23 protein-coding genes and 1 tRNA gene are annotated in these 23,744 nt (G+C 72.4%); 10 read left to right on the top strand and 14 right to left on the bottom strand.

Going from position 1 to position 23,744, the window contains the following annotated elements; translation table 11 throughout:
* Positions 1-793: 793 nt before the first annotated feature.
* A complete protein-coding gene (locus RKE29_RS13410; protein ID WP_312005437.1) occupies positions 794-1,735 on the top strand; it encodes a Yip1 family protein in 942 nt (313 codons plus the stop codon).
* 40 nt (positions 1,736-1,775) lie between these two features.
* Here RKE29_RS13410 and dcd read toward each other — a convergent pair whose 3' ends face one another.
* A complete protein-coding gene (gene dcd, locus RKE29_RS13405) occupies positions 1,776-2,351 on the bottom strand; it encodes a dCTP deaminase (RefSeq protein ID WP_312005436.1) in 576 nt (191 codons plus the stop codon).
* Positions 2,352-2,385: 34 nt separating this feature from the next.
* Positions 2,386-2,544, bottom strand: a complete 159-nt coding sequence (locus tag RKE29_RS13400; RefSeq protein ID WP_312005435.1) for a hypothetical protein — start codon at positions 2,542-2,544, stop codon at positions 2,386-2,388.
* 188 nt (positions 2,545-2,732) lie between these two features.
* On the opposite strand from RKE29_RS13400, the gene RKE29_RS13395 reads away from it, so the two are divergent.
* Positions 2,733-2,806: transfer RNA gene (locus tag RKE29_RS13395), tRNA-Gly, on the top strand.
* 331 nt (positions 2,807-3,137) lie between these two features.
* On the opposite strand, the gene RKE29_RS13390 is transcribed toward RKE29_RS13395, so the two are convergent.
* The 3 genes from RKE29_RS13390 to RKE29_RS13380 form a co-directional block, all read right to left on the bottom strand.
* On the bottom strand, positions 3,138-4,274 hold the full coding sequence (locus RKE29_RS13390) for a hypothetical protein (protein ID WP_312005434.1): 1,137 nt from the start codon (positions 4,272-4,274) through the stop codon (positions 3,138-3,140).
* A gap of 104 nt (positions 4,275-4,378) precedes the next feature.
* A complete protein-coding gene (locus RKE29_RS13385; protein WP_312005433.1) occupies positions 4,379-5,584 on the bottom strand; it encodes a tyrosine-type recombinase/integrase in 1,206 nt (401 codons plus the stop codon).
* Entirely contained in the window at positions 5,584-5,799 is a 216-nt protein-coding gene (locus RKE29_RS13380) for an excisionase family DNA-binding protein (RefSeq protein ID WP_312005432.1), read from the bottom strand. Before RKE29_RS13380 ends, RKE29_RS13385 begins: the two co-directional genes overlap by 1 nt.
* Positions 5,800-6,724: 925 nt before the next feature.
* On the opposite strand from RKE29_RS13380, the gene RKE29_RS13375 reads away from it, so the two are divergent.
* The 5 genes from RKE29_RS13375 (at position 6,725) to RKE29_RS13355 (ending at position 12,358) form a co-directional block, all read left to right on the top strand.
* Positions 6,725-7,666: a hypothetical protein gene (locus RKE29_RS13375; RefSeq protein WP_312005431.1), complete on the top strand. Its 942-nt coding sequence runs from the start codon at positions 6,725-6,727 to the stop codon at positions 7,664-7,666.
* 2 nt (positions 7,667-7,668) lie between these two features.
* Positions 7,669-8,367, top strand: a complete 699-nt coding sequence (locus RKE29_RS13370) for an ATP-binding protein (RefSeq protein ID WP_312005430.1) — start codon at positions 7,669-7,671, stop codon at positions 8,365-8,367.
* 115 nt (positions 8,368-8,482) lie between these two features.
* A complete protein-coding gene (locus RKE29_RS13365; RefSeq protein ID WP_312005429.1) occupies positions 8,483-9,409 on the top strand; it encodes a DUF2637 domain-containing protein in 927 nt (308 codons plus the stop codon).
* 295 nt (positions 9,410-9,704) lie between these two features.
* Positions 9,705-10,610, top strand: a complete 906-nt coding sequence (locus tag RKE29_RS13360) for a hypothetical protein (protein ID WP_312005428.1) — start codon at positions 9,705-9,707, stop codon at positions 10,608-10,610.
* 5 nt (positions 10,611-10,615) lie between these two features.
* Positions 10,616-12,358 (top strand): relaxase/mobilization nuclease domain-containing protein, encoded by a 1,743-nt coding sequence (locus tag RKE29_RS13355; RefSeq protein ID WP_312005427.1) that lies wholly within the window; start codon positions 10,616-10,618, stop codon positions 12,356-12,358.
* Positions 12,359-12,377: 19 nt separating this feature from the next.
* On the opposite strand, the gene RKE29_RS13350 is transcribed toward RKE29_RS13355, so the two are convergent.
* The 7 genes from RKE29_RS13350 to RKE29_RS13320 all read right to left on the bottom strand — a co-directional run bounded on the left by RKE29_RS13350 (position 12,378) and on the right by RKE29_RS13320 (position 20,126).
* On the bottom strand, positions 12,378-13,373 hold the full coding sequence (locus RKE29_RS13350; protein WP_312005426.1) for an NAD-dependent epimerase/dehydratase family protein: 996 nt from the start codon (positions 13,371-13,373) through the stop codon (positions 12,378-12,380).
* On the bottom strand, positions 13,370-14,167 hold the full coding sequence (locus tag RKE29_RS13345) for a phosphotransferase (protein ID WP_312005425.1): 798 nt from the start codon (positions 14,165-14,167) through the stop codon (positions 13,370-13,372). The genes RKE29_RS13350 and RKE29_RS13345 overlap by 4 nt, the downstream gene beginning before the upstream one ends.
* Before the next feature lie 82 nt (positions 14,168-14,249).
* Entirely contained in the window at positions 14,250-14,765 is a 516-nt protein-coding gene (locus tag RKE29_RS13340; RefSeq protein WP_312005424.1) for a topology modulation protein, read from the bottom strand.
* 39 nt (positions 14,766-14,804) lie between these two features.
* Complete coding sequence (locus RKE29_RS13335; RefSeq protein WP_312005423.1) at positions 14,805-15,839, bottom strand: hypothetical protein; 1,035 nt, start codon at positions 15,837-15,839, stop codon at positions 14,805-14,807.
* Positions 15,836-17,545 (bottom strand): carbamoyltransferase C-terminal domain-containing protein, encoded by a 1,710-nt coding sequence (locus RKE29_RS13330; protein ID WP_312005422.1) that lies wholly within the window; start codon positions 17,543-17,545, stop codon positions 15,836-15,838. Before RKE29_RS13330 ends, RKE29_RS13335 begins: the two co-directional genes overlap by 4 nt.
* Complete coding sequence (locus RKE29_RS13325) at positions 17,542-18,504, bottom strand: thymidylate synthase (protein ID WP_312005421.1); 963 nt, start codon at positions 18,502-18,504, stop codon at positions 17,542-17,544. Before RKE29_RS13325 ends, RKE29_RS13330 begins: the two co-directional genes overlap by 4 nt.
* Positions 18,504-20,126, bottom strand: coding sequence for a hypothetical protein (locus RKE29_RS13320; RefSeq protein WP_312005420.1), 1,623 nt, complete (start codon positions 20,124-20,126; stop codon positions 18,504-18,506). The genes RKE29_RS13325 and RKE29_RS13320 overlap by 1 nt, the downstream gene beginning before the upstream one ends.
* 111 nt (positions 20,127-20,237) lie before the next feature.
* Between RKE29_RS13320 and RKE29_RS13315 the strand changes: the two genes are divergently transcribed.
* Complete coding sequence (locus RKE29_RS13315; RefSeq protein WP_312005419.1) at positions 20,238-20,465, top strand: hypothetical protein; 228 nt, start codon at positions 20,238-20,240, stop codon at positions 20,463-20,465.
* Between the two features lie 60 nt (positions 20,466-20,525).
* On the top strand, positions 20,526-20,993 hold the full coding sequence (locus RKE29_RS13310; RefSeq protein WP_312005418.1) for an ATP-binding protein: 468 nt from the start codon (positions 20,526-20,528) through the stop codon (positions 20,991-20,993).
* On the opposite strand, the gene RKE29_RS13305 is transcribed toward RKE29_RS13310, so the two are convergent.
* Positions 20,979-21,704 carry a 2'-5' RNA ligase family protein gene (locus RKE29_RS13305; RefSeq protein ID WP_312005417.1) on the bottom strand — a complete coding sequence of 242 codons (726 nt, stop codon included), beginning with the start codon at positions 21,702-21,704 and terminating at the stop codon, positions 20,979-20,981. The genes RKE29_RS13310 and RKE29_RS13305 overlap by 15 nt on opposite strands.
* Before the next feature lie 37 nt (positions 21,705-21,741).
* Positions 21,742-23,085 (bottom strand): hypothetical protein, encoded by a 1,344-nt coding sequence (locus RKE29_RS13300; RefSeq protein WP_312005416.1) that lies wholly within the window; start codon positions 23,083-23,085, stop codon positions 21,742-21,744.
* Between the two features lie 221 nt (positions 23,086-23,306).
* Between RKE29_RS13300 and RKE29_RS13295 the strand changes: the two genes are divergently transcribed.
* Positions 23,307-23,744: PrsW family glutamic-type intramembrane protease (locus RKE29_RS13295; RefSeq protein ID WP_312005415.1), on the top strand; the 438-nt coding region annotated here is incomplete at its 3' end.

Raw genomic sequence — 23,744 nt, 5'->3', positions numbered from 1 at the left:
GTGGCCCGCGCGCGAGCCGGAACCGGGTAACCGCGCGCCGCGCCCGCCCGCCGGCGGCGGCGCGCCGCGCCCGCCGGCCGTGCCGGGACCCGCGAACACCCCGGAACGCCCGGCGAACCCGGCGCCGTCGTCATCGTGGGCGCGGACGCTGTCCGTCCGCGGCGGGCCGCTGTCCGTCCGCGGCGGGCGGACGGTACGGGAGGCGGCCGCCTTGCCGCTCCGGTCGGCCATCGTCACGCCTCGCCCGTGCCCTCCCTCACCGCCTCACCGGTCCGCGCCCGGTCGGCCGCGCCCGTGGGACACTCCGCTCCGCTGCCCGTCGTACGCCGCCTTCGGCCCGCCTCGCGTGGTCAGGTACGAACATGGCCGCCCCCGTTCCCCCAGGTTGAACATGGCACCATCGCATCCTGACCGTCGGGTGTCGATTTCCACAACAAGATTGCCGCTCTCGACGGGTTGATGACCGAAACACTGGCCCCTGAATGTCTCCTACAGCCCTTCCGCCCCTTACGTCGTTCACAAAGCGGTCCGCGCACCGCCCGGCCACCGCCTGCGGACCGTCGCGGCACGTCGGCGGGCCGGTCAGCCGACCGTCCGAGGGGCGCCGCACCCGGGGGGACGACCGCGACGGAGAAGCGCGGAAACGTTACCGCGAGATACCAATCGAGGGTCGAGAATCAGACACGGCGAAAGGGCTCAGGGTCCCCCTAAGGGATGTCACAGCTCGGCAGCAAAGCCGGTCCCGCACCGCCGCGCCCGCGCCCCGGCCAGGCGGACGGGGTACGTTCGCATCGTGGCTGGATTCAGGAGCGGACGCGGACGGGACGCCCAGTCGGCGCGACAGGGGCAGTGGCAGGGACCACCTCAGCCGCCGCCGTACGGACACCCGAGCCCGTACGGCGGCCAGGGCCCGGGCGCGCCAGGGGAGCCGGACTACTTCGGCCCGGGCGACCGCCGCTACGCCGACCCCAGCGGCCAGACCCACCCGTACGGCGTGGGCGATGCCCCGGACGCGTACGGCCCGACCCCCTCGTACGGCCCGGACGCCCCGTACTCCCCGTACGCCGACGACTACGCCCCCGGGCCCGGCCCGCACGGCGCCTCGCCCCCCTACGGCCCGTACGACGGCGGCGACCCCGGCGGCTACGCCGCGAACACCTACCGCGCCGGCTCCTCCACCGCCCCGCCGGCCGCCCCCCGGCTGCCCTGGAAGGACCTGCTGAGCGGCATCGTGCTGCGCCCGTCGGCCACCTTCTGGCAGATGCGCGACCACCCGATGTGGGGCCCGGCGCTCGCCGTGACCTTCGTCTACGGCCTGCTGGCGGTCTTCGGCCTGGACGAGGCCCGCCACGACGTCCTGAAGGCGCCGATGTCGCAGAGCATCCCGTGGGTGCTCACCACGGGCGTCGCGGTGGTCCTCAGCGGCCTGGTCCTCGGCGCGGTCACCCACACGCTGGCCCGGCAGCTCGGCGGCGACGGCGCGTGGGCGCCGACCGTCGGCCTGTCCATGCTGATCATGTCGATCACGGACGCGCCGCGCCTGCTCTTCGCGATGTTCCTGGGCGGCGACAGCTCGTTCGTCCAGGTGCTGGGCTGGGCCACCTGGGTGGCGGCCGGCGCGCTGTTCACGTCGATGGTGAGCAGGTCGCACGACCTGCCGTGGCCGAAGGCGCTGGGCGCGTCGGCGATCCAGCTGGTGGCGCTGCTGGCGCTGCTGAAGCTGGGCACGCTGTAGCGCCGGGCCGGGCGCGGCCGACAGACCCCGACCGGCCTTCTCAGACCTGGGTCCGGTGAAAGTTGAGATAGGACCGGGAGGGGGTGGGCCCGCGCTGCCCCTGGTAGCGGGAGCCGTACCGCGCGGACCCGTACGGGTGCTCGGCGGGCGAGGTCAACCGGAACATGCACAGCTGCCCGATCTTCATGCCGGGCCACAGCTTGATCGGCAGCGTGGCGACGTTCGACAGCTCCAGCGTGACGTGCCCGGAGAAGCCGGGGTCGATGAACCCGGCGGTCGAGTGCGTCAGCAGCCCCAGCCGCCCGAGGCTCGACTTCCCCTCCAGCCGCGAGGCGATGTCGTCCGGCAGCGTGACCACCTCGTACGTCGAGGCCAGCACGAACTCCCCCGGATGCAGGATGAAGGCGTCGTCCTTCTCCGGCTCCACGAGCCGGGTCAGGTCGGACTGCTCCTCGGCGGGGTCGATGTGCGGATACCGGTGGTTCTCGAACACCCGGAAATAGCGATCGAGCCGCACGTCGATGCTGGACGGCTGCACCATCGAGGGCTCGTACGGCTCGATGCGCACCCGTCCGGCGTCGATCTCTGTCCGGATATCCTTGTCTGAGAGAAGCACGCCACGAGAATACGCACCCGCGCCGTCGGCGCCCCTACCGCCCGCTGCGCGCCACCGGCACGGCGCTGCGCAGCCGCGCACAGCGCGGACAGCGCACCAGCCGACCGGGACCGAGGCGGCCGAGGTTCTGCATCGGGAACGAGGCGGTGCTGAACACGTGCCCTGCGGCACAGCGGACGACGGTGTGCTCCATCGGATCCCTTCCCCATGATCGCGACTGAGAAAAGCCACAGTAGGGGACGAACCCAACCCCCATCCACCCGCCACCCCGCCCTTCCAGCCACTCCGCGGGCGGGCCCGGGGGCTTGACGGCGCATGCGGTGGGGGTCGCGGATGGGGTACAGTGTGCGACGGTGCGACACCGCAGTGGTGGTGTCTTACGCGGGTGTAGTTTAATGGTAGAACATGAGCTTCCCAAGCTCAGAGCGCGAGTTCGATTCTCGTCACCCGCTCCATACTGAACCCCCAGGTCAGAGGCCCGGGGGTTGTTTGTTGCCTGGACCTCTCTAAGCATCGCGTGCCAGATCCGTGCCAGATGGCCCCGGATCCGGCCCTCGTAGGGGCTTTCATTGCCCCCGGCTGACCGCGAGCGGCCGCAGGTACCCGAATGGCGAGACGCGATTTGCATGATTCGCGCCACATCATTCTGTCCGGTTGTACTGCCTTATGTCAGCATTTTCTCCCCAGGTCAGGCGAGGAACCGCCTGTAGCAGAGACCGTCAGCGGAGGTCCGCTCCAGGCTGTACGGCCCGTGCCAGATCCGTGCCAGACGGCCCCGACGGATGATCATTCGGGCTGTCCCTCCGGCTGCTCCGCTTGCTCTTCCTCCTCGCCGTTCGCGGCGTAGGGATGCACGTGCCGCTTGTCGCCGAAGGGGGTGAACCAGTCCTTGACGCCCATGGGCGCTATGCCGAGGTGTGCGGAGGCAGGGTCCTTGTCGATGCCGTCCGCGGCCGGGTCGTACAGCCATTCGTGGTCCATGTCCTCGTACACGCCGTCGGCGAAGACCTCCCAGGCGGTGCTGACCTCGTCACTCAGCAGGCCGTAGAGGTCGACCGTCACCTCGGCCTTGGTGAGCAGGATGCGCAGCAACAGTTCCTCAGCGACGCAGGTCAACATGCCGAAGTGGGACTGGGTGAGGCGGCCGGTCATCGTGATCGCCGTGGCGATCAGTCGCCTGGTGAACAGGACCGTGTACTGGAGCGCGAACTGCGGGGGCAGTTCCTCCAGGACCATGAACACCCTCTCGCTCTCGGCGACGTTCGGCCCGTCCTTGCCCAGCGAAGCCAGGTCCAGGAACAGCTCGTCCACCAGCAGATCGATGGCGTACACCAGCGCACCGGCCGCAATCTCCGCCGCTTCACGGCTGACGACGCGTTCCTCCTCGTCGTCCGAGTAGCCGAAGGACTCCAGCGGGAAGGACTGAAGGCGCTGTGCGAAGGAGCGGAGTTTCTGCCGCATCGCCTCGACTTCGGCCTCGTTCAGACGGCCCGGCTCGCCGACGGTCCCGGTGTCCGCGTGGCGCCGGGCGCGTTCCGCGGGATCGGCCGGCGGTGCGTCCGGACCGTCGGCCGCTTCGAGGCTCTCACGGGCGAGGTCGGGGTGCAGTTGCACCTCGCACTGGGCGATCTCCCAGTCGGCGAGCAGTTCGCTGCGTTCCAGGAGTCCCGCGACGACCGCGCGTACGGCGTCCTCGGCGAACTCCAGCGCCGGAGCGTCGACGAAGAGCCTCAGCAGGGCACCGCCAGGGTGGACGGCGATGGCGTCGTCGAGGAACTCGACTTCCATCCCGTCCGGTCCCTCGACGGCATCGATCGAGTCGAGCCCCTTCCGCAGCAAGAAGATGACGCCCTCCCGCTGGAGAGCGTCGAGTTCCGGAGCGCTTTCCGGAAGGCACAGATCAACGGTCACCGGGTATGTCACCCGCCCATCGTGCCCCAACACGGCACCCTCGGGAGAGGGATCCGCCGCTGCGACGGTCCAGGCAGGTCTCGCTCCTGCCCGGACCGTCCTGCGGCAGCCGCGGGTCAGGCGTCCCGCTTGTAAGGCCTTGCTTCGGGCCCCTGTGGCCGGGTGGTACGTCGTCCCCGGACGCGGGCATCGATGTCAGCGGCGATCCGCTGCTGATGCTCCAGCGTGGAGTGCTGGTAAATGAGCTGTGCCCTCTGCGAGGACTGGCCGGCTCGGACCATGAGGTCCTTGAGCTTGGCACCCGTATCGGCCGCCAGGGTGTTGCCGGTGTGCCGCAGGTCGTAGAAGCGGAAGCCAGGCGGAAGCCCGACCTTCTCCCTGGCCTTGCGCCACCTCCGCCCGAAGGTCGACCGGCGGAAGGGCGCGCCACGCTCGCCGACGAACAGCAGCCCGTCCGGCTCCTTGGCGGCGAACCAGTCCAGGTGCCTCCGCACGTCGACCGACAAGAACGCGGGCAGGACGACGACCCGCTTCCCGGCGTCGGACTTCGGGTCGCCAGTTACCCGGCGGCCGGTGGTCAGCTCGGGCGAGGCGCGGCTGATACGTAGCAGGACGGGCTGATGCCCCGCGTCACGCTGCTGCTGCCGGGCCTGCGGCTCGTCGGGGAAGACGACATCCGGCCGCCGGAGTTCGGCCTGCTCCTCCGGCCGCAGGCTGGCGTAGGCGGCGAGGTAGACCATCAGCCGCCAGCGCGGGCCCACCGCGTCGGCAAGCGCGTCGACCTGCTCGATCGTGGCGGTCGGCCGCTCGTCCGCTTCTTCCTTGCCCGCGCCCTTGATCCGGCAGGGGTTGCGCCGGATGAGCTCGTCATCGGTCGCCGTCTGCATGATCGCTTTCAGTAGCCGGTACGCCTTCGCGACGGTGGTGTCGGCGCCTGTGGTCTCCAGCCGCTCGGCACGCCAGGTACGTACCCGGGGCGGGGTGATCTCGTCGAGGTCCCACTGTCGGAAGGTGGGCAGGATGTGCAGCCGCAGCAACCGCCGGTACAGCTCGTCGGTCGTGGCGGCCAGCTTGCGCTCCTCCACCCACCGCAGGGCGTACTCCTCGAAGTTCACCGCCCCCGCATCCGGGTCCGTCCAGTCCCCGCGCGTCAGGTCCGCCTCCACCTGGGTCAGCCAGACCTCGGCATCGGTCTTGGTCTCGAAGGTCTCCGGCGCCCGGCGCTCCAGGCCGTCGGGCCCGAGGTAACGGGCCTGGAACCGGCCTGACGGCAGCTTGCGCACCGCGCCGAAGCGACGCCGCTTGCCCTTGCTGTTCCCCATCAGGCGGCCTTCCGGTAGTGGGAGCGGGTCCGGCGGGTGGCGGGCTGGACGGTGTTGGCTTCGATATACGCGTCGAGGGCGGTTTCTGCGATGCGGACGTGGCGTCCGACCTTGACGAAGGTGATGCGGCGTTCGGCGATCAGGCGGCGGGGGAAGCGCTCGGTGGTGCCGAGGCGTTCGGCGGCTTCGGCCACGGTGAGCAGGCGGTCAGCCACGAGCGTCCACCTCCCGGGCCGCGAGCGGCGCGGGCGAGTGGGCAGGGGGTATCGGTATGTGGGGCAAGGGGGTTCCTCGTGTGGTGGCGCGGGGCTGCAACCCCGGGCTGTGCTGGTGATCGTTCAGGGATGGGCGGTGATCAGAGGTCGGGCGCGGCCGTCGGCGCTGCAACGCCGTGGGGCCTGCCGGTGTGGCTGGTGGCCCGGTCTACGCCGATCGCGCCGGGGCCCGGGTGGCAGGGCCGCTGAGGTCCGCCCGAGCGCCGCGCCCGGCTGGGCGGGGCAGCGGCCAACGTGGCGGCGGATTGCCGCAGGAAACCGGCAGCGGAGCGGAGCCGACGGGCGCCGGGTACTCCCGCAGGGCGGCCCGGAGGCAGGGCTGGTTTTCGGGGGTGGAAGCATGGCGGTGTTGTTTAGCATGCATTCCCGGCCTGTCCAAGCCGCTTATCCGCAGACGGCCTGAGAAGGTGCCGACGCTTCCCTTTCCATGTCACCCCGTGCTGTCCTGTCCGCACTGTGTGCCCTCCTGTGACGTGCGCCTTTCCGTCACACAAGGGTCTACGGAATCCCCGGTTTGGCCAACCGGGGATCCGCTGCTATAAGCAGCAGGGGCCGTTTATCGGCATCGTGAGACCTGGCCTGCGGCCTTTCGTAGGCCCGAGTATTCCAGGCCGGGAATTGTCGGGTACAGTGCTCGTCCCGTAAGCCCCGAGCCCGCTCGTGACCGCAACAAAAATCGGCCCCCGGTGTTGCAGCACCGGAGGCCGAGACGACTCCCCACGACCGCCCATCCCTGAACGATCACCAGCGACATGACCCGGGGTTGCAGCCCCGCGCCCGCCAAACGAAGGAAGCTCGATGCCCCACCCTACGACCCGGCACCCTGTCACCGCATCCCCCGACACCGACCGGGGGTGCTGAGGCGGTGGCCCGGATCCGCACCATCAAGCCCGAGGCGTTCACCTCCGAGTCCCTCGCCTCGGTGTCCCTGACCGCCGAGCGCACCTTCTTCGGCCTGCTCACCCAGGCCGACGACCACGGCCGCCACCGCGACCACCCTGCGGTCATCGCCGGAGCCCTGTGGCCCCTGCGCCCGGAGCACACCCCTCTCGACGTCGAAGACGACCTCGCCCAGCTCGCCACCGCCGGCCTGATCTGCCGCTACACCGGCCACGACGGCAAGCCCTACCTCCACATCACCGGCTGGCACCGCCACCAGAAGATCAACCGCCCCAGCGGAACCCGCCACCCCGCCTGCCCGACCCACCACGCCGACGGCCAGCGGCCGGGCCTCAGTGAGGGCTCCGTGAGGACTCCCGGAGCCCTCCCCGCCACCTCACCGCACCCTCCTGAGAACCGCCACGAGACGTCACCGACCGCTCCGGGAACCACAGAAGCCGCAGGCCAGAGCCCGTTCCGGGAGGGTTCAGTGAGTTCTCCCGGAGGGTTCGGTGAGCCGTCGGTGAGCCCTCATCGACCGGATCCTGGATCTAGGATCCTGGATCAGGGATCTGTTCCTTCGGGGGGCGCGAGCGCCCCCGCGCCCGACACCGCCTGCGCCCGGGACCTGATCGGTGAGTACACCGCCGCCTGCGCCAGCCGCCCGCCCGCGAAGGTCCTCGGCCACCTCGGGCACGAAGTCAAGCAACTCCTCGCCGAAGGCATCCACCCCGACCACATCCGCGCCGGACTGGAACGCTTCCGGGCCAAGCCCATGCACCCCAGCGCGCTGCCCAGCCTGGTCAACGAAGCCATGAACGCCCCTGACAGGCCCGGCCAGGCGCCGCAGGGCACTGGGCGGGGCCACCGGTCGTGGACCGACCCCGCCGACCGCCACGACCCGGCCGCCTACGCCGAGGAGCTGTGACCGTGGCCCAGCCGCAGCCCCTCGCCGCCATCGGCCTGGCGGACCGTCTGACCGGCATCCTCACCGCCCGAGGCATCACCCCCACCCCCGAAGATCCCCAGCCCACCGTCGACGGCGGCGGCCCGGTCGTGGCGCTGGAGGCCGCCGCTGCGCGCATCCCGCCCCGCTACCGGCACGCCCACGCCGACCACCCGCAGGTCGCCGCCTGGGTCCAGCAGATCACCCGCGCCGCCGCCCCGGGGCCCGGTGGTACGTCGCGGATCGGCCGGGGCGGGTCGCTGCTGATCGCCGGGCCCACCGGCACCGGCAAGACCCACCAGGCGTACGGCGCCGTCCGCAGCCTCCTGGCGGCCGGGGTCCGGCTGCGCTGGCACGCCTCCACCGCCGCCGACCTCTACGCCGCCCAGCGCCCTCGCTCCGGCCACGACACCGAACGCGACCTGCACGCCCTCATGCGGTGCCCGCTGCTGGTCCTGGACGACCTCGGCGCGGCCAAGACCACCGAGTGGACCGAGGAGATCACCTACCGGCTCATCAACCACCGGTACGAACACCTCCTGCCGACCCTGGCCACCACCAACCTGACCATCCGCGACCTGCGCGCGGCCCTCGGCGACCGCGTCACCTCACGCCTCGCGGAGATGACCGACCGCGTCACCCTCACCGGCACCGACCGCAGACGCCACCCCACCGCCGCCTGAACCACCCCCCCCCCGGCGGCCGGACCCCGGCGCGCCTCGCCGCAACCCCACCTCACACCACCACCGCCCTCCCGCGCTGACGCCTGCGCGCGGGAAGGCCGACCGGAGTCCCCGCATGCCCTCCACCACCCCACCGCCCGCCGCTCCCGCGTCCACCCTGCGCGCGAAGTTCTACCGGCGCCCCCTGTGGGTCGACCGGCTCGTCATCATCACCCTCGGCGCCGCCGGAGCCGTGCTGTCCTTCAACGCCCTGCGCCAAGTGGCCCTCGCGATCCACACCACCCCGGCCCTCAGCTTCCTCTTCCCCGTTGTCATCGACGGCTTCATCGCCTACGGCGTCCGCGCCATCCTCGTCCTACGCGACGCACCCCTGGGCACCCGCGTCTACGCCTGGACCCTCTTCTGCACCGCCACCGCCGCCAGCCTGTGGGCCAACTCCCTGCACTCCGTCCGCCTCAACCAGCCCGGCACCCACACCCTGATCCTCGGCGACCACGCCGTCGCCATCCTCTCCACCATCGCGCCCCTCGCCCTCGGCGGAGCCACCCACCTCCACATCGTCGTCACCCGCCACGCCACCCGGCAGCAGCAAGCCGACACCCGAACGGCCACGGCCGGAACCCCGACCATGATTCCGGCCGACACACCAGTGATTCCGGCCGCCCGACCGGCCATACCCCACGCAGACCCACGCCCAGCGCCCCCGAACGCCCCCGCCGGGCCCGCCGCCGGAACCCACAGCCCGGACCCGGCGGCCGACATCCGCCAGCCTCCCGCAACCGACGACACGGGCCGCAGCGGCGAAGACGCTTCCGGTGAACGGGCCGACACGCCCCGAGGGGGCCGCCGCGCGGACGCGCCCATCGACCAGCTTGCCGGAATCATCGCCCAGGCCCACCCCGGCTCCGGCCGCATCACCCGCGCCATGGCCCGCCAAGCCATCGAAGCCCGAGGACTCTCGGCAGGCAACGACCGCATCACCCAAGCCCTCAACCACCTCCGGCCCCACGACGGAGCCCAGCGGCGCCCCCATACCGGCTGAACCAGCCGACCGCTCAGGGTGCCCCGGGATGCGACGACCGGGGCACCCCTCGGGCTCCCCATCGCACAGCCGGTGCCGTGCCCGCCAGGCCAGGTCTACCGGTAACCCGCCCTCACCGCGCGGACCCCGTCGAACCCCGCGCCGTTCCACCCCTTCTGAAAGCGATACCGTGCACGAGCGACTCCCCGACCCCACCCAGGCACCGAACCCCGCGCCAACCACCAACCGCCCCAACGCCGTTGGCGTAGCAAGTTGTCCCGGAAGGAGTCCTTCCGGGGAGGTCCCCGCCCCGGGGGTGGCGGGGACGGCTGGGATCGCCGCCCGGGCGCGGGCAGCGGCACGGGCACCCGGCCCGGGGCAGCCGGGCGGGACCGTCACCACGGCTGCCGCCGACGCCCGCATACCGATCGCGACCACCGTCGCGCGTTACCGCCTGCGCGCGCTCGAACCGCGCAGCAACCGCGTCTCCCCGCGCTTCAACGACCCCGAGTGGCAGGCCGTCCAAGCGGCTGCCGTGGCGTGCGGGTTGAAGGACGGGGCGTTCATCGCCTCGGCCGCCGAAGCCCTGCTCGACCCGGATGCCGCACACCGCCGCCGCTGGCTCGAAGCCGTCATCCACACCAACCACACCCTGGCCACGGTCGGCACCTCGCTGAACGCCTTCACCCGTCACCTCAACTCCGGCGGCACCCCGCACCACCACGCCCACCACCTCCTCGACCACGTCGGCACGGCCATCAGCCGGACCCGCGCAGCGATCACCTGGACCCCTCCCGCCAACGACGAGACACCGGCCGACCGCACCGCCCGCATCCAAGCGATCGTCACCAGCTACCGCCGCCGCCTGGGCCCGCGCCGGGACATCCGCAGGTGCCCCCGCTTCAGCGACCACCACTGGGCCCAGCTCACCGCCACCGCCCGAGCCTGCCGCACCGGGACCGGCGCGCTGGTCGCCGCAGCCGCCCTGCACGCCGCCGACACGGCGGACCCGCGCGCCGCCCTCGCCGACCCCCGCCGCCAGGTCGAGGAGCTTATGGAGACCAACCGCCTCCTGGCCGCCGTCGGCAACAACCTCGCCCAAGCCCTCCGCCACTTCACCCCGGGCAACCCTCTCCACACCCACACGGCCGGACTCCTCGACGAGGTCGAGAAGGCGCTCGACCTGGTCGACACCACGGCAACGACCCTGGCCGGGAGGTAGACCTCGTGCTACCGAAGATCAGTTGCGGCCGGGGCGGCACCTACGGTCTCATCCGCTACCTCTACGGGCCGGGGAAGCGGAACGAGCATTCCGACCCGCACCTGGTGGCCTCCTGGAACGGCTTCGCCCCCGACCCCGGCCGCAACCCGGAGCACACCGTCGCCAAGCTCGCCCGGCAGCTCGATACCCCCGTCGCAGCCCTCCCGCCCGACCGGCTCCAGAAGAAGACCAAGACGGGGGAGACCAAGCGGCGGGAGACGGTGTGGCACTGCTCGGTGCGCGCCGACCCCGGCGACCGGCACCTGACCGATGTCGAGTGGGCCGACATCGCCCGCCGCATCCTGCACGCCACCAGCATCGCCCCAGACGGCGACACCAAAGCCTGCCGGTGGGTCGCCGTCCGCCACGCCGAGGACCACATCCACATCGCCGCCACCCTCGTCCGCCAGGACGGCCGCCTGGCCCGACGCGACTTCGACTTCACCCGCGCCCAGGCCGAAGCCCGCCGCATCGAACACCACTACGGCCTGCGCCGGCTCAACCCCGGCGACGGCACCGCAGCCCAACGCGCCACCAGCAAGGAGCACTACAAAGCCGAACGCCGAGGACTGCCCGCCCCCGCCCGCGACCAGCTCCGCCACGCCATCCGCGACGCCCTCACCGGAGCAGCCGACGAGCAGGAGTTCTTCCGCCGCCTCACCGAGCAAGGCGTCCGCATCAAGAAACGCACCGCACCGTCCGGGGACGTCACCGGCTACAGCGTCGCCCTCCCCGGCGACCGCAACCGCCACCGCGAGCCGATCTGGTTCTCCGCCTCCAAACTCGCCCCCGACCTCTCCCTGCCCCAGATCCGCAAACGCCTCACCGCCCACCCCCTCGACCAACCGCCCGCACCCCGCCAGCCAGCCCGAGCCCGCCGCCAAGCCACCACCACCGCCCACCAGGCCCTCACCACCCTCCGCAGCGAGAACGAGACCGCAGCCGCCGACCAGCTCGTCGCCTTCGGGGAAGTCCTCGACGCCCTCGCCCAGACCAGCCCAGCCAGCACCCGCGCCGACCTACACGCCGCAGCCATGGCCTTCGAACGGGCCACCCGCTCCCACACCCACGCCCAACACGCCCACCACCAGGCTCTGCGCCAAGCCGCCCGCGACCTCCTCCACGCAGGCCCCGCCCTCGGCCGAGGTGAAGACAGCGCCGCCACCGCCATGCTCCTGGACATCCTGATCTTCTTCGCCCTCGCCGCCGCCCACTGGCACGCCGCCCGCCACCACGCCCAGCAAGCCGCCGCCTCCCACCACACCGCCCAACTCCTCCGCACCGCCTACCACACCGCCGCACACCCCCACCTGACCGCCCTCAACGCCCACGGCCAACACCTCCCCGCCCACACACGCGAACGCCACGCCACCGTGATCCGCACCGTCCTGCCCGACCACGCCGACCGCATCCTCACCGAACCCGGCTGGCCCGCCCTCGCCGCCACCCTCACCCACACCGAGCACGCCGGCCACGACCCTGCCGCACTCCTCCACAGGGCTGTGGAAGAACGCGAACTCGACACCGCCGAATCCCTCACCGACGTCCTCGTCTGGTGCCTCCGCCACCACGCCGACCTACCCGCCGCCGTAAACCCGCCTCAGCCGACCAAACCCAGGACGAGGCCCCACCCCGGCACCCCCGCCGCACGTCCGACCCACTACACCCCGCCGAGCACACACGTCCCCGGCAGCAGTCGCCACCGCTGAAACCCATCGGGGACCCGTCTCAGCGGACCGCATGGGGACGCAGGGCCTGAAGGTGGCGTAGCTGTCGTCCGATGCCCGCCTCCAGTGAGACCTCGGGCTTCCAGCCGAGGAGCTGACGCGCGCGGGCGGTCTCGGCGAGGGTGCCGGGTACGTCGCCCGCGCGGGCCGCCGACGGTATGACGGGCACCGGCTGGCCGGTGAGCCGCTGGGCGACGGTGAGGACGTCCGAGACCGTGGCGCTCGCACCGGCGCCGACGTTGATCACCGCGTTGCCGGTGGGGACCGTGGCGGCGGCTATGGTCGCGCGCACCACGTCGTCGACGTAGGTGAAGTCCCGCCGCTGGCGGCCGTCGCCGAAGACGCGGAGCGGGACCTGGTGCAGGACTGCGGTCAGGGCCCGGTGGATGAGCATGTCGTTGCGCTGGCGCGGACCGTACACGGTGAAATACCGCAGCACGGCCACCGTGGTCGCCGAGTCCGGGCGGGCGGCCTGGGCGAGGCAGAGGTGTTCGGCGGCCAGCTTGGTCACCGCGTAGGGCGAGGCGGGGCGCGGCGTGTCGGCCTCGGTGCTCGGGGCGCCGCTCGTCGCCCCGTAGACGCTGGAGGACGAGGCGAGGACCACACGCGGCACCCGCAGCCGGGTCGCGGCGTCCATGACGCGCTGGGTGGCCTGGACGTTGGCGGAGACGTACGCGTCGAAGCCGACGCCCCAGGAACGCCGCACGCCGGGCAGGCCGGCGAGGTGGAAGACGGCGTCGGTGTCCAGCAGCAGCGGTTCCAGAGGGCAGTCGAGCAGATCGACGGTGACGGGGATGTGGCGCGGGAAGCCGCCGAGTTCGGCGAGGTTGGCGGCGGCCACCGGGTCGCTGGTGGGGTTCCGCCGGTCGACGCCCACCACCGTGACACCCGCTGCCAGGAGCGCCCGGGAGAGATGGGAGCCGATGAAACCCGCAGAGCCGGTGACGACGACTCGGCGCAGTGGTCGCGGGGCGGTTGCCTCGGCGGGCGGATTCATGGGCACGGTTTCCTCCGGTGCGCGGGATGAGAAAGAGCGGCGTCGGGCAGCGGCCCGGGGCGTACCTGGGACCAGGACCAGCGGTAGCCGCCGCGGCCGAGGTACGGGGCCGTGAGGACGCCGTGGAGTTCGGCGTACGCCAGGAACTGGGCGGGCGTGGTGTCACCAAGGGCTGGATGGTGCGCGGCGGCGGCCCTGTTGTAAGCCGCGAGCGCCCGGGTGACCTGGTCGTCGGCGAGCCGCCCGTACGTCATGGCCAGGGTGACGACCAGCTTCGCCAGGTCGTAGCCGAACGGGGCGAGGGTCAGGTCGTCGGGGTCGAGGGTCACCGGTCGACCCGAGGGGGTGATCAGGACGTTGCGGGGGTTGGTGTCCTTATAGAAGGCGGCCGGGCGCGCCGCCGCCTCCTTCAGGCGCGCGAGCGCCGAGGGGAGCTCCCGGGCTGTCAGGTAGCCGTCCCGGTAGCGCTGGTGGAGTGCGGCCTCACGGGGAGCGGTGAAGCCCGGGATGAGGACGCCCTGGCTGTCGGTGTGTGGTGCGGTGAGGCGGGCCCCGCGCAGGCATCGGAGCCACGCCGCGCCATGGGCGGCGCCGAGGTGGTCCGCCAGTAGCGGGAGGTCCCGGGGCTCGGCGTGCCTGCCGACGGCCCACTCGAACTCCAGCTCCGTGGGTCCGGTGCTGAGGATGCGGGGAAGGACCATGGGCGCGGCATACGAGGTCAGCCAGGCGTGGTTGCGCTGGGCGGTTCCGCGCGCGGCCGGTGTGGCGTACGACTTGATGAAGGAGCGCGCCATCACCGGGACCGCCCTCGGTGCGTGCTCCGACGAGGTTCGGAGGTCAGCGGGTCGGCGTCGGAGACCGACGGCCGCCGGACGATCAGCGGAGCGCGGCGGCCCGCTCCCTCAGCCAGCGGCGGGCCTGACGCCGGCTCCTGAGCAGCACGACCTCGGCGTGGTCCCGGGCGAACTCGTCGATCTTCCGCAGTACGCGCGGGCGCATCGCCCGGCGGTAGGACCAGACGTACCGGATGACGCCCCAGTGGATGCGGTTGTAGACCCCGGTCTCCTGGTTCTGGCCCCGGCCGTGCCGGAGCTGCCGGGTGAGGACGCCCCACAGGCAGGTGAGGGTGGGCAGGTCCATGAAGACGACCGTGTCGCACGCCTCCAGCCGTATCCGAAGGGTGGAGTTGTGGTTGCCGTCGATCACCCAGGCCGGGACGGCCACCAGGCCGCGCTGCCGTGCGGCGAAGTCCTCCTTCGGCAGCGGGTTCCAGCCGTCGTCGTAGTACACGGCGTCCAGGTGCGTCACCGGAGCGCCGAGGAACCGGCCGAGCTCCCGGGCGACGTAGGACTTGCCGCTGCCGCCGCAGCCGACGATGGCGACCTTCTTCATGGCGCTCCAGCCTAGTGAGGGGCGTACGGGTGTATGGCCTCATCGGGCGGCTCCGGCGCCGACGAGGGAGGTGAGCAGCGTGTCGAGGGTGCGGACCTGCGTGCTGAGCCGAAAGGGTTCGAGACGGCCCAGGCAGTCGGCGAGCAGTCGCGCGTGTGCGGGCGTGCCGGCGATGGCGTGCAGCCGCCGGAGTGCGCGGGTGACGTCGGCGCCGTCGTGGACGAGCAGCGGTTCGGGGACGAGGCGTTCGGCGTACCGGACTTCGGCCGGGCAGAACGGCAGGCAGCCGCCGAGTACGGCCTCGAAGATCCGCTGGGTCATCTGCCCCGCCTGGGCGTACCGCTTCGGCAGCAGCAGAACGGTGGCGAGCGCCTTTCCATACAGCTCCATCGCGGCCGGGAAACCGAGGCGGCCGAGGAAGGTGACGCCGGGCCAGCGGCCGTTGTCGGGCCACTTCCCGGCCACGGCGTGCGGGAAGACGGCGGCGGCGGGCGCGAAATAGCGGTCGAACTCCTCGTCCCGGTCGTACTGGTTGCCGACGTATAGCAGCGGCAGCGGCCGGTCGGCGGTGGCCAGGGTCTGCGGCGCGGCGCGGTCCAGCCGGTCGTCGTCTGCCGGAAAGAGGATGGAGACCGCTCCGGAGGTCGGTTCGAGGGCCGCCTCGCAGACGGCCACGCCCGGGTGCCGCCGCCAGGGGTCGGTGGCGGGCAGCCGACGGTCCTTGTCCCAGATGACGGTGGGCGTGCGGCGCCCGACGGTGTAGTGCCGCAGCAGTTCCTCCTGCCGGTGCAGGTCACAGGCGTGGCCGGGGCTGCCGCAGGCGGTGGTGTTGCGGCCGGGGATGGGCCAGCGCCACTCCAGGAACAGCGCGTCCAGGTCGGGTAGCCCGGCGTCGAAGGCATGGCCGAGGGCGTCGCCCGCTTCGAGGCGGTCGCGGTCAGCCTGGAGGAAGACGAGCCGGTGACCCAGGCCCGCCAGCGCGTCGACCAGTGGTCGGCGGTGGCTGCGTCCGCCGTCCGGCGTATCCACGACGCCGGGCCCGAGGAAGCCCCAGAAGCTGTATCCGATCTTCATGGGGTGACCCACCAGTCTTCGAGGAGCAGGGCGTCGAGCCCGGACTCGGCCAGGCAGTCCAGCGCCATCTCCGGCGTGCCGCACATGGGCTTGCCCTTGACGTTGAGAGACGTGTTGATCAGGACGGGGACGCCGGTGCGCAGCGCGAAGGCTTCGAGCGTCGCGTGCAGCAGCGGGTTCTGGGCCGGGGTGACAGTCTGGACGCGGGCCGTGCCGTTGGCGTGCACGACGGCGGGAATCCGCTCGCGCGCCTGGGCCGTGACTCGCGACGCCACCGACATGAACGGCGCCTCCTGGCCGAGGCAGAAGTATTCGGCCGCGCGGTCGGCCGGTACGACGGGGGCGAAGGGGCGGAACGGCTCGCGGTACTTCACCGCCGAGTTCAGCCGGTCCACGACCCCCGCGCTCAGCGGCGAGGCCAGGATCGAGCGGTTGCCGAGAGCCCGGGGACCGGCCTCCGCGCGGCCCTGGAAGAGCCCGACGATGCGCCCGTCCACAAGCTGGTCGGCCAGGAACCCCGCCCGGTCGCCGGACAGCCGCCGCACCGTCAGACCGGGCCACCGGTCCCGGTCGGGCACGGCGGTCGGGTAGTCAGGGCCCAGGTAGCAGGCGCCCTCGACGCCGGACAGCGGTTGCGGCGCGGTCGCGAGGTGGACGGCCGCCGCCGCGCCGAGGGCCGTACCGGCGTCGCCCGGCGCGGGCGGCACGAAGACCTCGTCGTAGATCCCCTCCTCCACCATCGCGCCGACACCCACGCAGTTGGCGGCCACGCCGCCGCCCAGACACAGTCGGGAGGAGCCGGTCAGGTCCCGGGCCCTGCGCGCCAGGTGCAGCATCACGGCCCCCGTACGCTCCTGGAGCGCGGCGGCGAGATCCCGGTGGACCTGTTCGACGGGGTCGTCGGCGGTCCGGGGCGGGCAGGTGGCCGCCGTGAACCGCCGTGTGACGCGGCCCGCCCCGGGTTGCAGGGTCCTGGGCGGGAACAGCCCGGGGTCGACGGTGAACCCGTCCGGCGTGACGCGCAGCGCCCGCGCGAACAACGAGCGGAACCGGGCCGGATCGCCCAGCGCCGCGAGCGCCATGACCGTCCCCTCCTCGTCGCCGCGCCGCCAGCCGAGGTGCGCGGTGACCGCCCCGTAGACGTAGCCCAGGGATGCCGGGTCGTCGATCGCCTGGAGCGTGTGGACCTCGGGGCGGCCCGAGCCGCGCCGGAGGCCGTGGGCGATCGTCGTGGTCTGGGTCTCGCCCAGGCTGTCGATCACGAGCACCGCGGCGTCCTCGTATCCCGAGGCGGCGAAGGCGTAGGTCTGATGCGCGCGGTGGTGCACGACCGGACGGACCCGCGCCCGCGGGAACGCCCGTCCGAGCGCTCGCTCGCGCCGGAGGGTCCGGGCGGCCACCGTGGCGAACCCGCGGGCGCGCGGCCAGGCCCTGGCGGCGGTCGTGGGCGAGGCCAGGAGCGCGGCGGCGCGCGGTACGGCCTTGAGGTAGAGCGGCCAGGAGAAGTTGTACGCGACCAGGTCGACGTCCTCGGAGCTGATGCGGGCCTTCCGCAGCAGCCAGTCGACGGCGAGCCGCGGGTACTCCTTGGTGTGCTTCACACCCGACAGGCGCTCCTCCTCCACGAAGCCGACGAGGTGGCCGTCGATGAGCAGCGCCGCCGCCGAGTCGTGGGTGTAGGCGCACAGTCCGAGCACGACGGTCATCGGCCCGCTCCCGTCGCTGCGGCCCGTGCGCGTCCGGCGCGCAGGTGGGCGTACCAAGTGAGGAGCGCGGGCCGCAGGGGGCCGGAAACCTGCTGGGCGACGTGCTCGGCGCGTTCCAACTCGCCGGACTTCCACAGCCGGTAGCTGCGCATCGCGGCACCCATCGCGGCCCAGCCGGGGTGCCCGGGGACGCTTTCACCGTGCCGCACCTGCCCGAGAAGCCGGTCGAAGCCGTCCCACGGGACGGTCAGCTCCGGCATCTCCACGACCGGCCCGCCGACGGCGGTCGGCAACGACTCGGCGGCGGCCGCGTCGCGCTCGTACAGATGCAGGGAGTCGACGTGGTGGTGGTACACGCCGAGTTCGGCGCCGACCCACCCCGCCACCAGCTCATGGAGGACGGTGGCGAAGAACAGGTCGTACGGCAGACCGACCCATACGTCCTGGCTGCGCATCGTCGTCGCCATGTGCAACCGCCCGCCGCGCAGGTGGAAGCGGAAGCCGAGCGTGCAGGGGACGTCGCGGTGCCCGGCGGCGTCGCGGGCCGGGTCGTAGAGCTGGATCACCGCGCGGCGGGAGTCGGGATCGTCGCCCAGGATCTCCACCACACGGGCGAGCTGGTCGAGGCCGCCGCCCCAGCGGCGCATCCGCGGCCCGTACGCGCCCCGCAGCACCCCGTCGTCCGCGTACTGCCGTAACCGCCCGTTGTAGTCGAAGATCCACGGGTCGTCGGAGCCCGACAGGTGCCAGACGGTCTCGGCGGCCGCGAAGGCCGGGTTGAGGATGCGGACCGGCGGCAGGTGGAGCAGGCGGGCGCGCGGCCGGGTGAGTACGAGGTGGGCGTCGAGCAGTTCGCGGGTCGGCATGCCGCGCGGGCTGACCGACTGGCCGTCCTCGGCAGCGCGGCGGGCGGCCTGGATGAACAGCGCGGTGGCGCTGTCCCCTTCGAACGAGAACATCACTGCCTCTCTGTTGCTGCGAGGGGGCGGGGCGGGGTGAGCGCTCCGGTGACGATGTCGGCGACCGCGGCGGCGGCGCGGCCGTCCCAGCGGCAGACCGCCTTCTTGACGGCGGCCGGGACGCGGACCGCCTCCGGGGTCCGGTCGACGCGGCGCAGGGCGGCGGCCATCTCCGCGCCGGACGTGCAGCGCTGGGCGGCGCCGTGGTCGGCGAGGGCGAGCGTGGGCTCGTCCGACAGGGCGAGCTCCAGTACGGGCACGTCCAGCAGCAGAGCCTCGATTCCGCAGGTGGACGATGCACTGAGCAGGGCGTCCGCCCCGGCCAGGCATCCGCGCGCGCCGACCTCCGGCTCCGCCACGGCCACGCCACCGGTCCGGCGCGGGAACTGCGCGAAGGCCGTGGCGCGCTGGGCAGGATGCGGGGCGACCACGAGGCCCCAGCGGTCGCCCGCCTTCCGAACGCCGTCCGCCACGGCCTCGAATCGAGCGGTCAGCTTCGGCTCACGGGTCGGCTGACAGGCCCACACCGCGATCCGCTCCGGAACGGTGCCGGCCTGGTCGGCCAGCAGACGCTCCAGGTAGGCCCGCTGCCGGGCGCGGTCGGCAGTCGCGAGCGCGTCGAAGCGCGGCTGCCCGACGGCGTGAATCCGGGCGTCGGCGCTCCCGGGCCACTCCTGCGCGGTGACGACGTCGCGCGCCCCCATGACGGCGATGTGCCGACAGTGCCGCACCCGCCAGGCGACCTGCCCGGAGGCCCAGGCGCCGTGCTGGACGTACACGGTATCCGCGCCGACGCGCTCAGCCGCGCGCACGGCGAGGACGCCGAGCGGGCTGATGTCGTTGCAGCAGAGCAGAGCCCGGGAGCGCGACTCGGCGAGCACACGGTCGAGCCACGCCTCGGCCCACAGCGCCGCCGCCCACGACGGCTGCGTGCAGCCCGCGCTGCGCAGCACCACCAGGGAGCTGAGACGGGCCAGCCGGGAGACGGGAATCTCGTGCGGGCCGACGCGCGCCCTACGAACTGCCGACGCTGACAGGGCGCCTGCGGGCAGCCCACCGTGGGCGGCGAGCATCCCGACCGGCGCGCGCAGGACCGTGATGCCGGAGCTGCGGGCAGCGGGGAATCTCTGGTCCGGCTCGGTGGCAAGGTCCACGACGGTGGTGCTGAGGCCCCGGTCCGCGAGTTCGCCGAGCACCGGCAGCAGGGTGTCGGCGTGGCGGGACGACCAGGAGACGGCGCAGACAGGCGTGGCCGCCAGGTGGAGGGGATCGAGGACTGTGGTCGTGGTGTCGCCGGTGTGTTCGTCGACCACCGGTAGGTCTTCGCCGACCCCATCGAGCAGGTACCGGATACCGGCGCCTGAGATGTCGTAGATGACGTAGCCGAAGGAAGCGCTGTTCTCTACCGTGACCAGGCCCTGACGCTTGCCCAACGGGGTGCCGTTCGGCGCGTCGGACTGGAGCGACAGGCGCCTGACCACTCGCCGGAGGAGTCGACGCACCGGGACCTGGTGGACGTGCAGCCAGCTCACGCCGCCGAGCGTGCGGGCGGCGTCGGCGTACTCGTCCTCCAGGGCGAGCATCAGCGCGTCGACCTGCTGATCGACGGACCGCTCTGTCATGCCGGCCTCGGGACGTTCTCGGCGAGATCACCGTGCGGGGGCGCCGCCAGGGATCGGCGTGGCGTCGGAGCGTGCCGGATGACCACGGGGTGCCTCCTGCGAGTCTGTGGAATGGGACGAGTCGAGTGGGTGTGCATGACCGGCCCGTTCGGCCGCGCGCCCGGCGGCCAGCGCGACGGGCTCAGGAAGACGATGGACGAGCGCATCCGACGGCGGTACGCCGTCGCTCCGCCGTTCCTCCGCCGCCATTCACCGCACTTCGCCGGGAGCAGCGGCGGAACGGCGGCGTACCCGCGCACCCCGCCGACGCTCAAGGTGGTGGTCCAGCCGCGCGCTTGAGTGCCGTCGCCCACGGCACCCGGAAGAGCAGCGGCAGTCTCCGGGGAGCGAGGCAGGACGGTGTCCCGACCAACGACCGAACGCGTCACGACACACGATTTCGAGGACGGACGAATCCAGCACCGAAGGGTCGACCTGCGCGGCTGCGACAGGCCCGAGGCACTGGCCCGTCAGCAGGTCAGGCAGGCTCTCGCGGATCGGGCATCAGGGCCTCGCATCGACGACGCGGTACTCGTCGCCGACGAGCTGGTGGCCAACGCCGTACGGCACACGGTCGGCGGCCCCGGGCACATGGTCCTCGACGTCTACCGCGACATGGCGGTGGTGTGGGTGCACGACGGTGCCAAAGACGCCGAGGCAGTACGGCCGCCGGAGCAGACGGCTGTTTCAGGGGACGAGCTTCCCGAGAACGGGCGCGGCCTGCGGCTCGTCGACGTACTGGCCGCCAGGTGGTTCGTCTGGCCGACCGCCTCCGGCAAGGCTGTTGCCGCGGTCATCGAACTGGACGGCGGATCAGAACGCCGTTGACGGTCCGGGGGTCAGCCGGACCGTGTGCAGGACATCCCACTGGTATTCGGTGCCGGTGCGCCGCAGTTCCACCAGCCGCGCCTCGGTGATCTCCAGGTCGACGGCCGGCAGAGCGCGCAGGGGCGCGACGGCGTCGATGACCGGGGCGGCGGGACGGCGGCGGTTGTTGTAGGCGAGGCTGAGGTGGGGCCGGAAGACGGACGTCGGCTTTCGCGGCGCGGTGCCCGCGTCGCTTCCCACTTGGACGAGCGCGGCCTGGAGGTGGACGAGTGGCTCCCACGGGCCCACGGACAGCCGTACGGCGCCCCGGGAGCCGGCCAGCGGCATGGCCCGGAGCGAGAATGCGGGCGGCAAGGCGGCCCCTGCTGATCGGGCGAGGTCGGCCAGCCGTTCGCGGGGTATGGCGTCCGGGGTGCCGACGCGGGTGAGCGTGATGTGCAGCCCGTCCACCGGCACGGCGTCCAGGCCCAGGGGAGCCAGGTCCTTCTGGCAGCGCAGGGCGAGGTCGGCGAGCGCGGAGTGGCCGGGGAAGGTCAGCAGCCAGTAGTACGCCCGGGTGCCGTCCGCCCAGCCGGGCCGTGACCAGTGATCGGCCATTTCGTCCAGGGCGCTGAAGGCCGCCCAGTCGTGCGCCGCGATGGCCGCGGGGTCGCGCAGGTCGGCCGGAGGGGCGGCGGGGAACGTGGCGGGGTCGGGGCGGAGCAGGGACACCGGGCGTTCTCCTATCGGGTTCCTTCGGGCCTATCGGTCACGAAGCCGTGACGCGAGACAAGGCCAGGGCGGCCGGCTGGGCGCTCCAGGCGCGGAGCTCGTCGCCATACTCGCGTACGGCCTTGTGCTCCTTCCAACGCGTGGCCTGCTCGTAGAGCTCATGAGAGCGCTGCCAGACCGACCGGATCGGCGAGCTGCCGCAGTGCCGCAACGCCTCCCTGCCCAGGGACAGCGCGTGATCGAGGTCCGGCCGTGGCTGGTGCAGCAGGGCGGTGGAGACGTCGAGGCGGACGAGCGCGCGGCTCCACGAGGAGTCCGAGTGCTCGACGAGGTCGTCGATCTCCTCGGCGTCTTCCAGGGCCCGGTCGGCGTCGCCCAGCGATACGTGGGCGGTGACCGCGTTGGCCAGGGTTCGGGCGTGCCCGTACGGCTCGAAGGAGATGCACGAGGTGATCCCGCTCGGCACGTCGTGCAGGCCGGACAGCTCAAGCGCCTGCCCGATGGCACGGCGCGCGCCCTGCCGGTCGCCGAGCTTGCCGAGCGCCCGCGCCCGCCCGTTGACGAGCAACCGGATGGCCTGGGCACTGCGTGGAGCGCGCTCTACGGCCGCGGCTGCGCAGGCGTCGGCTTCGGCGTACCGGCCCGCGTAGTACAGGCTGAAGGAGAGCGTGCCGGTCGCCCACAGCTCGGTGTCCAGGTCGTCGATCGCCCTGCTGAGGTCCCGCGCCTCCGTGCAGTACGCCTCGGCGTGCGCGAACTTGCCCGTGTTGACGGCCATGTACCCGAGTAATCCGGAGGCCCGGGCCGCTAGGCGGAACAGCTCCAGCCGTACGCGCGGGGGTTGGTGGCCGTCGAGAAGGGTGTGCGCCAGTCGCCGCAGGGAACATGCCTGGGCTCGCAGCGGCACGGGGCCGTCCTGCTCGTAGCGGGCGACGATGCTCTCCAGCGAGGTGCCGAGGAAGGCGAGCGTCCCTTCGTCGGTGTTGCCCGTGGTGAGCTGACGAGCTCGCGCGATGATCTCAAGCGGGCTGTCGGCGCCCTCTTCGCCCTGTGCCGCCGTAGCCGATGGTGTAGCTCCCGCACCACTCGGTTCGACCGCCGAAGCCGTAATCCCCGCACCGGGCGCAGCGAACAGTTCCTGGGCGGGCCTGCCGAGCATGTGCTCCAGCACCCGGCACGTGTCCGGACGCGGCCGGGACTTCAGTTCGCCGCCGACCCACCGGTCGAACTGCCGTGAGGAGACTTCGAGCAGGGCAAGCCGTGGGTCCTCGTCTTGCATGGCAAGCTCGCGCGCCGCGCGGGCGAACTGGGCGGCGAACGCCTGGTAGGTGGTCAGGTGGCGGTGCTGGATGATCTGCCGGAACAAGGTGGTCCGGGGCATAGGACGCCTTCCTGGTACGGGCGAGACCGGCCGGCACCGAGGCGAGCGCGCCGAAGCTGTGCGCGTATCGGTCGGCTACGGCGCGCATCGGCGGTGACGCGCGTCGTGACGTCAGGCAGGATGACGCCTGCCGACCGGCCGAGGCAACAGATCAAAGAGAGTTGCCTGTGTGAGGGCGCGGCACTCGCGGGAACGGCACGGTGGCCCCGCGCAAGGAGCGGGTGGCTCTTGCAGGCAGTCTGTCGTCCGTCGTAGCGTCGCGGTTCTTGGACCGACGCGGCCGTGGGGGGCTGGGCGTGGCGTTGCTGATGGTGGCGGCGGCCGTATACGGCGTGGTGCAGTTGCTGGTGCCGTCGTCGTTGACGCGGTCGGTGCGGTGGCCGGTGGTGCTGCTGGCGGTGGCGGTGGGGGTCTACGGCTGCGGGGCGGCGACCGCCTTGCTGGAGTTGGTGTACACGCGTGTAGTCGCGGACATCACAGGTGAGCGGCTGTCTCGGATGGTGGCTAGGGCCTCGTACACGGTCGATCCGGTCATCGAGGAGTTGGTGAAGGTCGCTCCACTGGTGCTGGCGGGGTGGAACGTACGCATCCGCCGCCAGTGGGGCCTGACCGACTTCGTAGTCCTCGGTGCCGCGTTGGGGGCGGGGTTCGGTCTGCTG

It is taken from the genome of Streptomyces sp. B1866, from assembly GCF_031932565.1.
Lineage (GTDB): Bacteria > Actinomycetota > Actinomycetes > Streptomycetales > Streptomycetaceae > Streptomyces.
The sequence above is the reverse complement of the archived record's forward strand: the minus strand, read 5'-3'. Positions and strand labels throughout refer to the sequence as shown.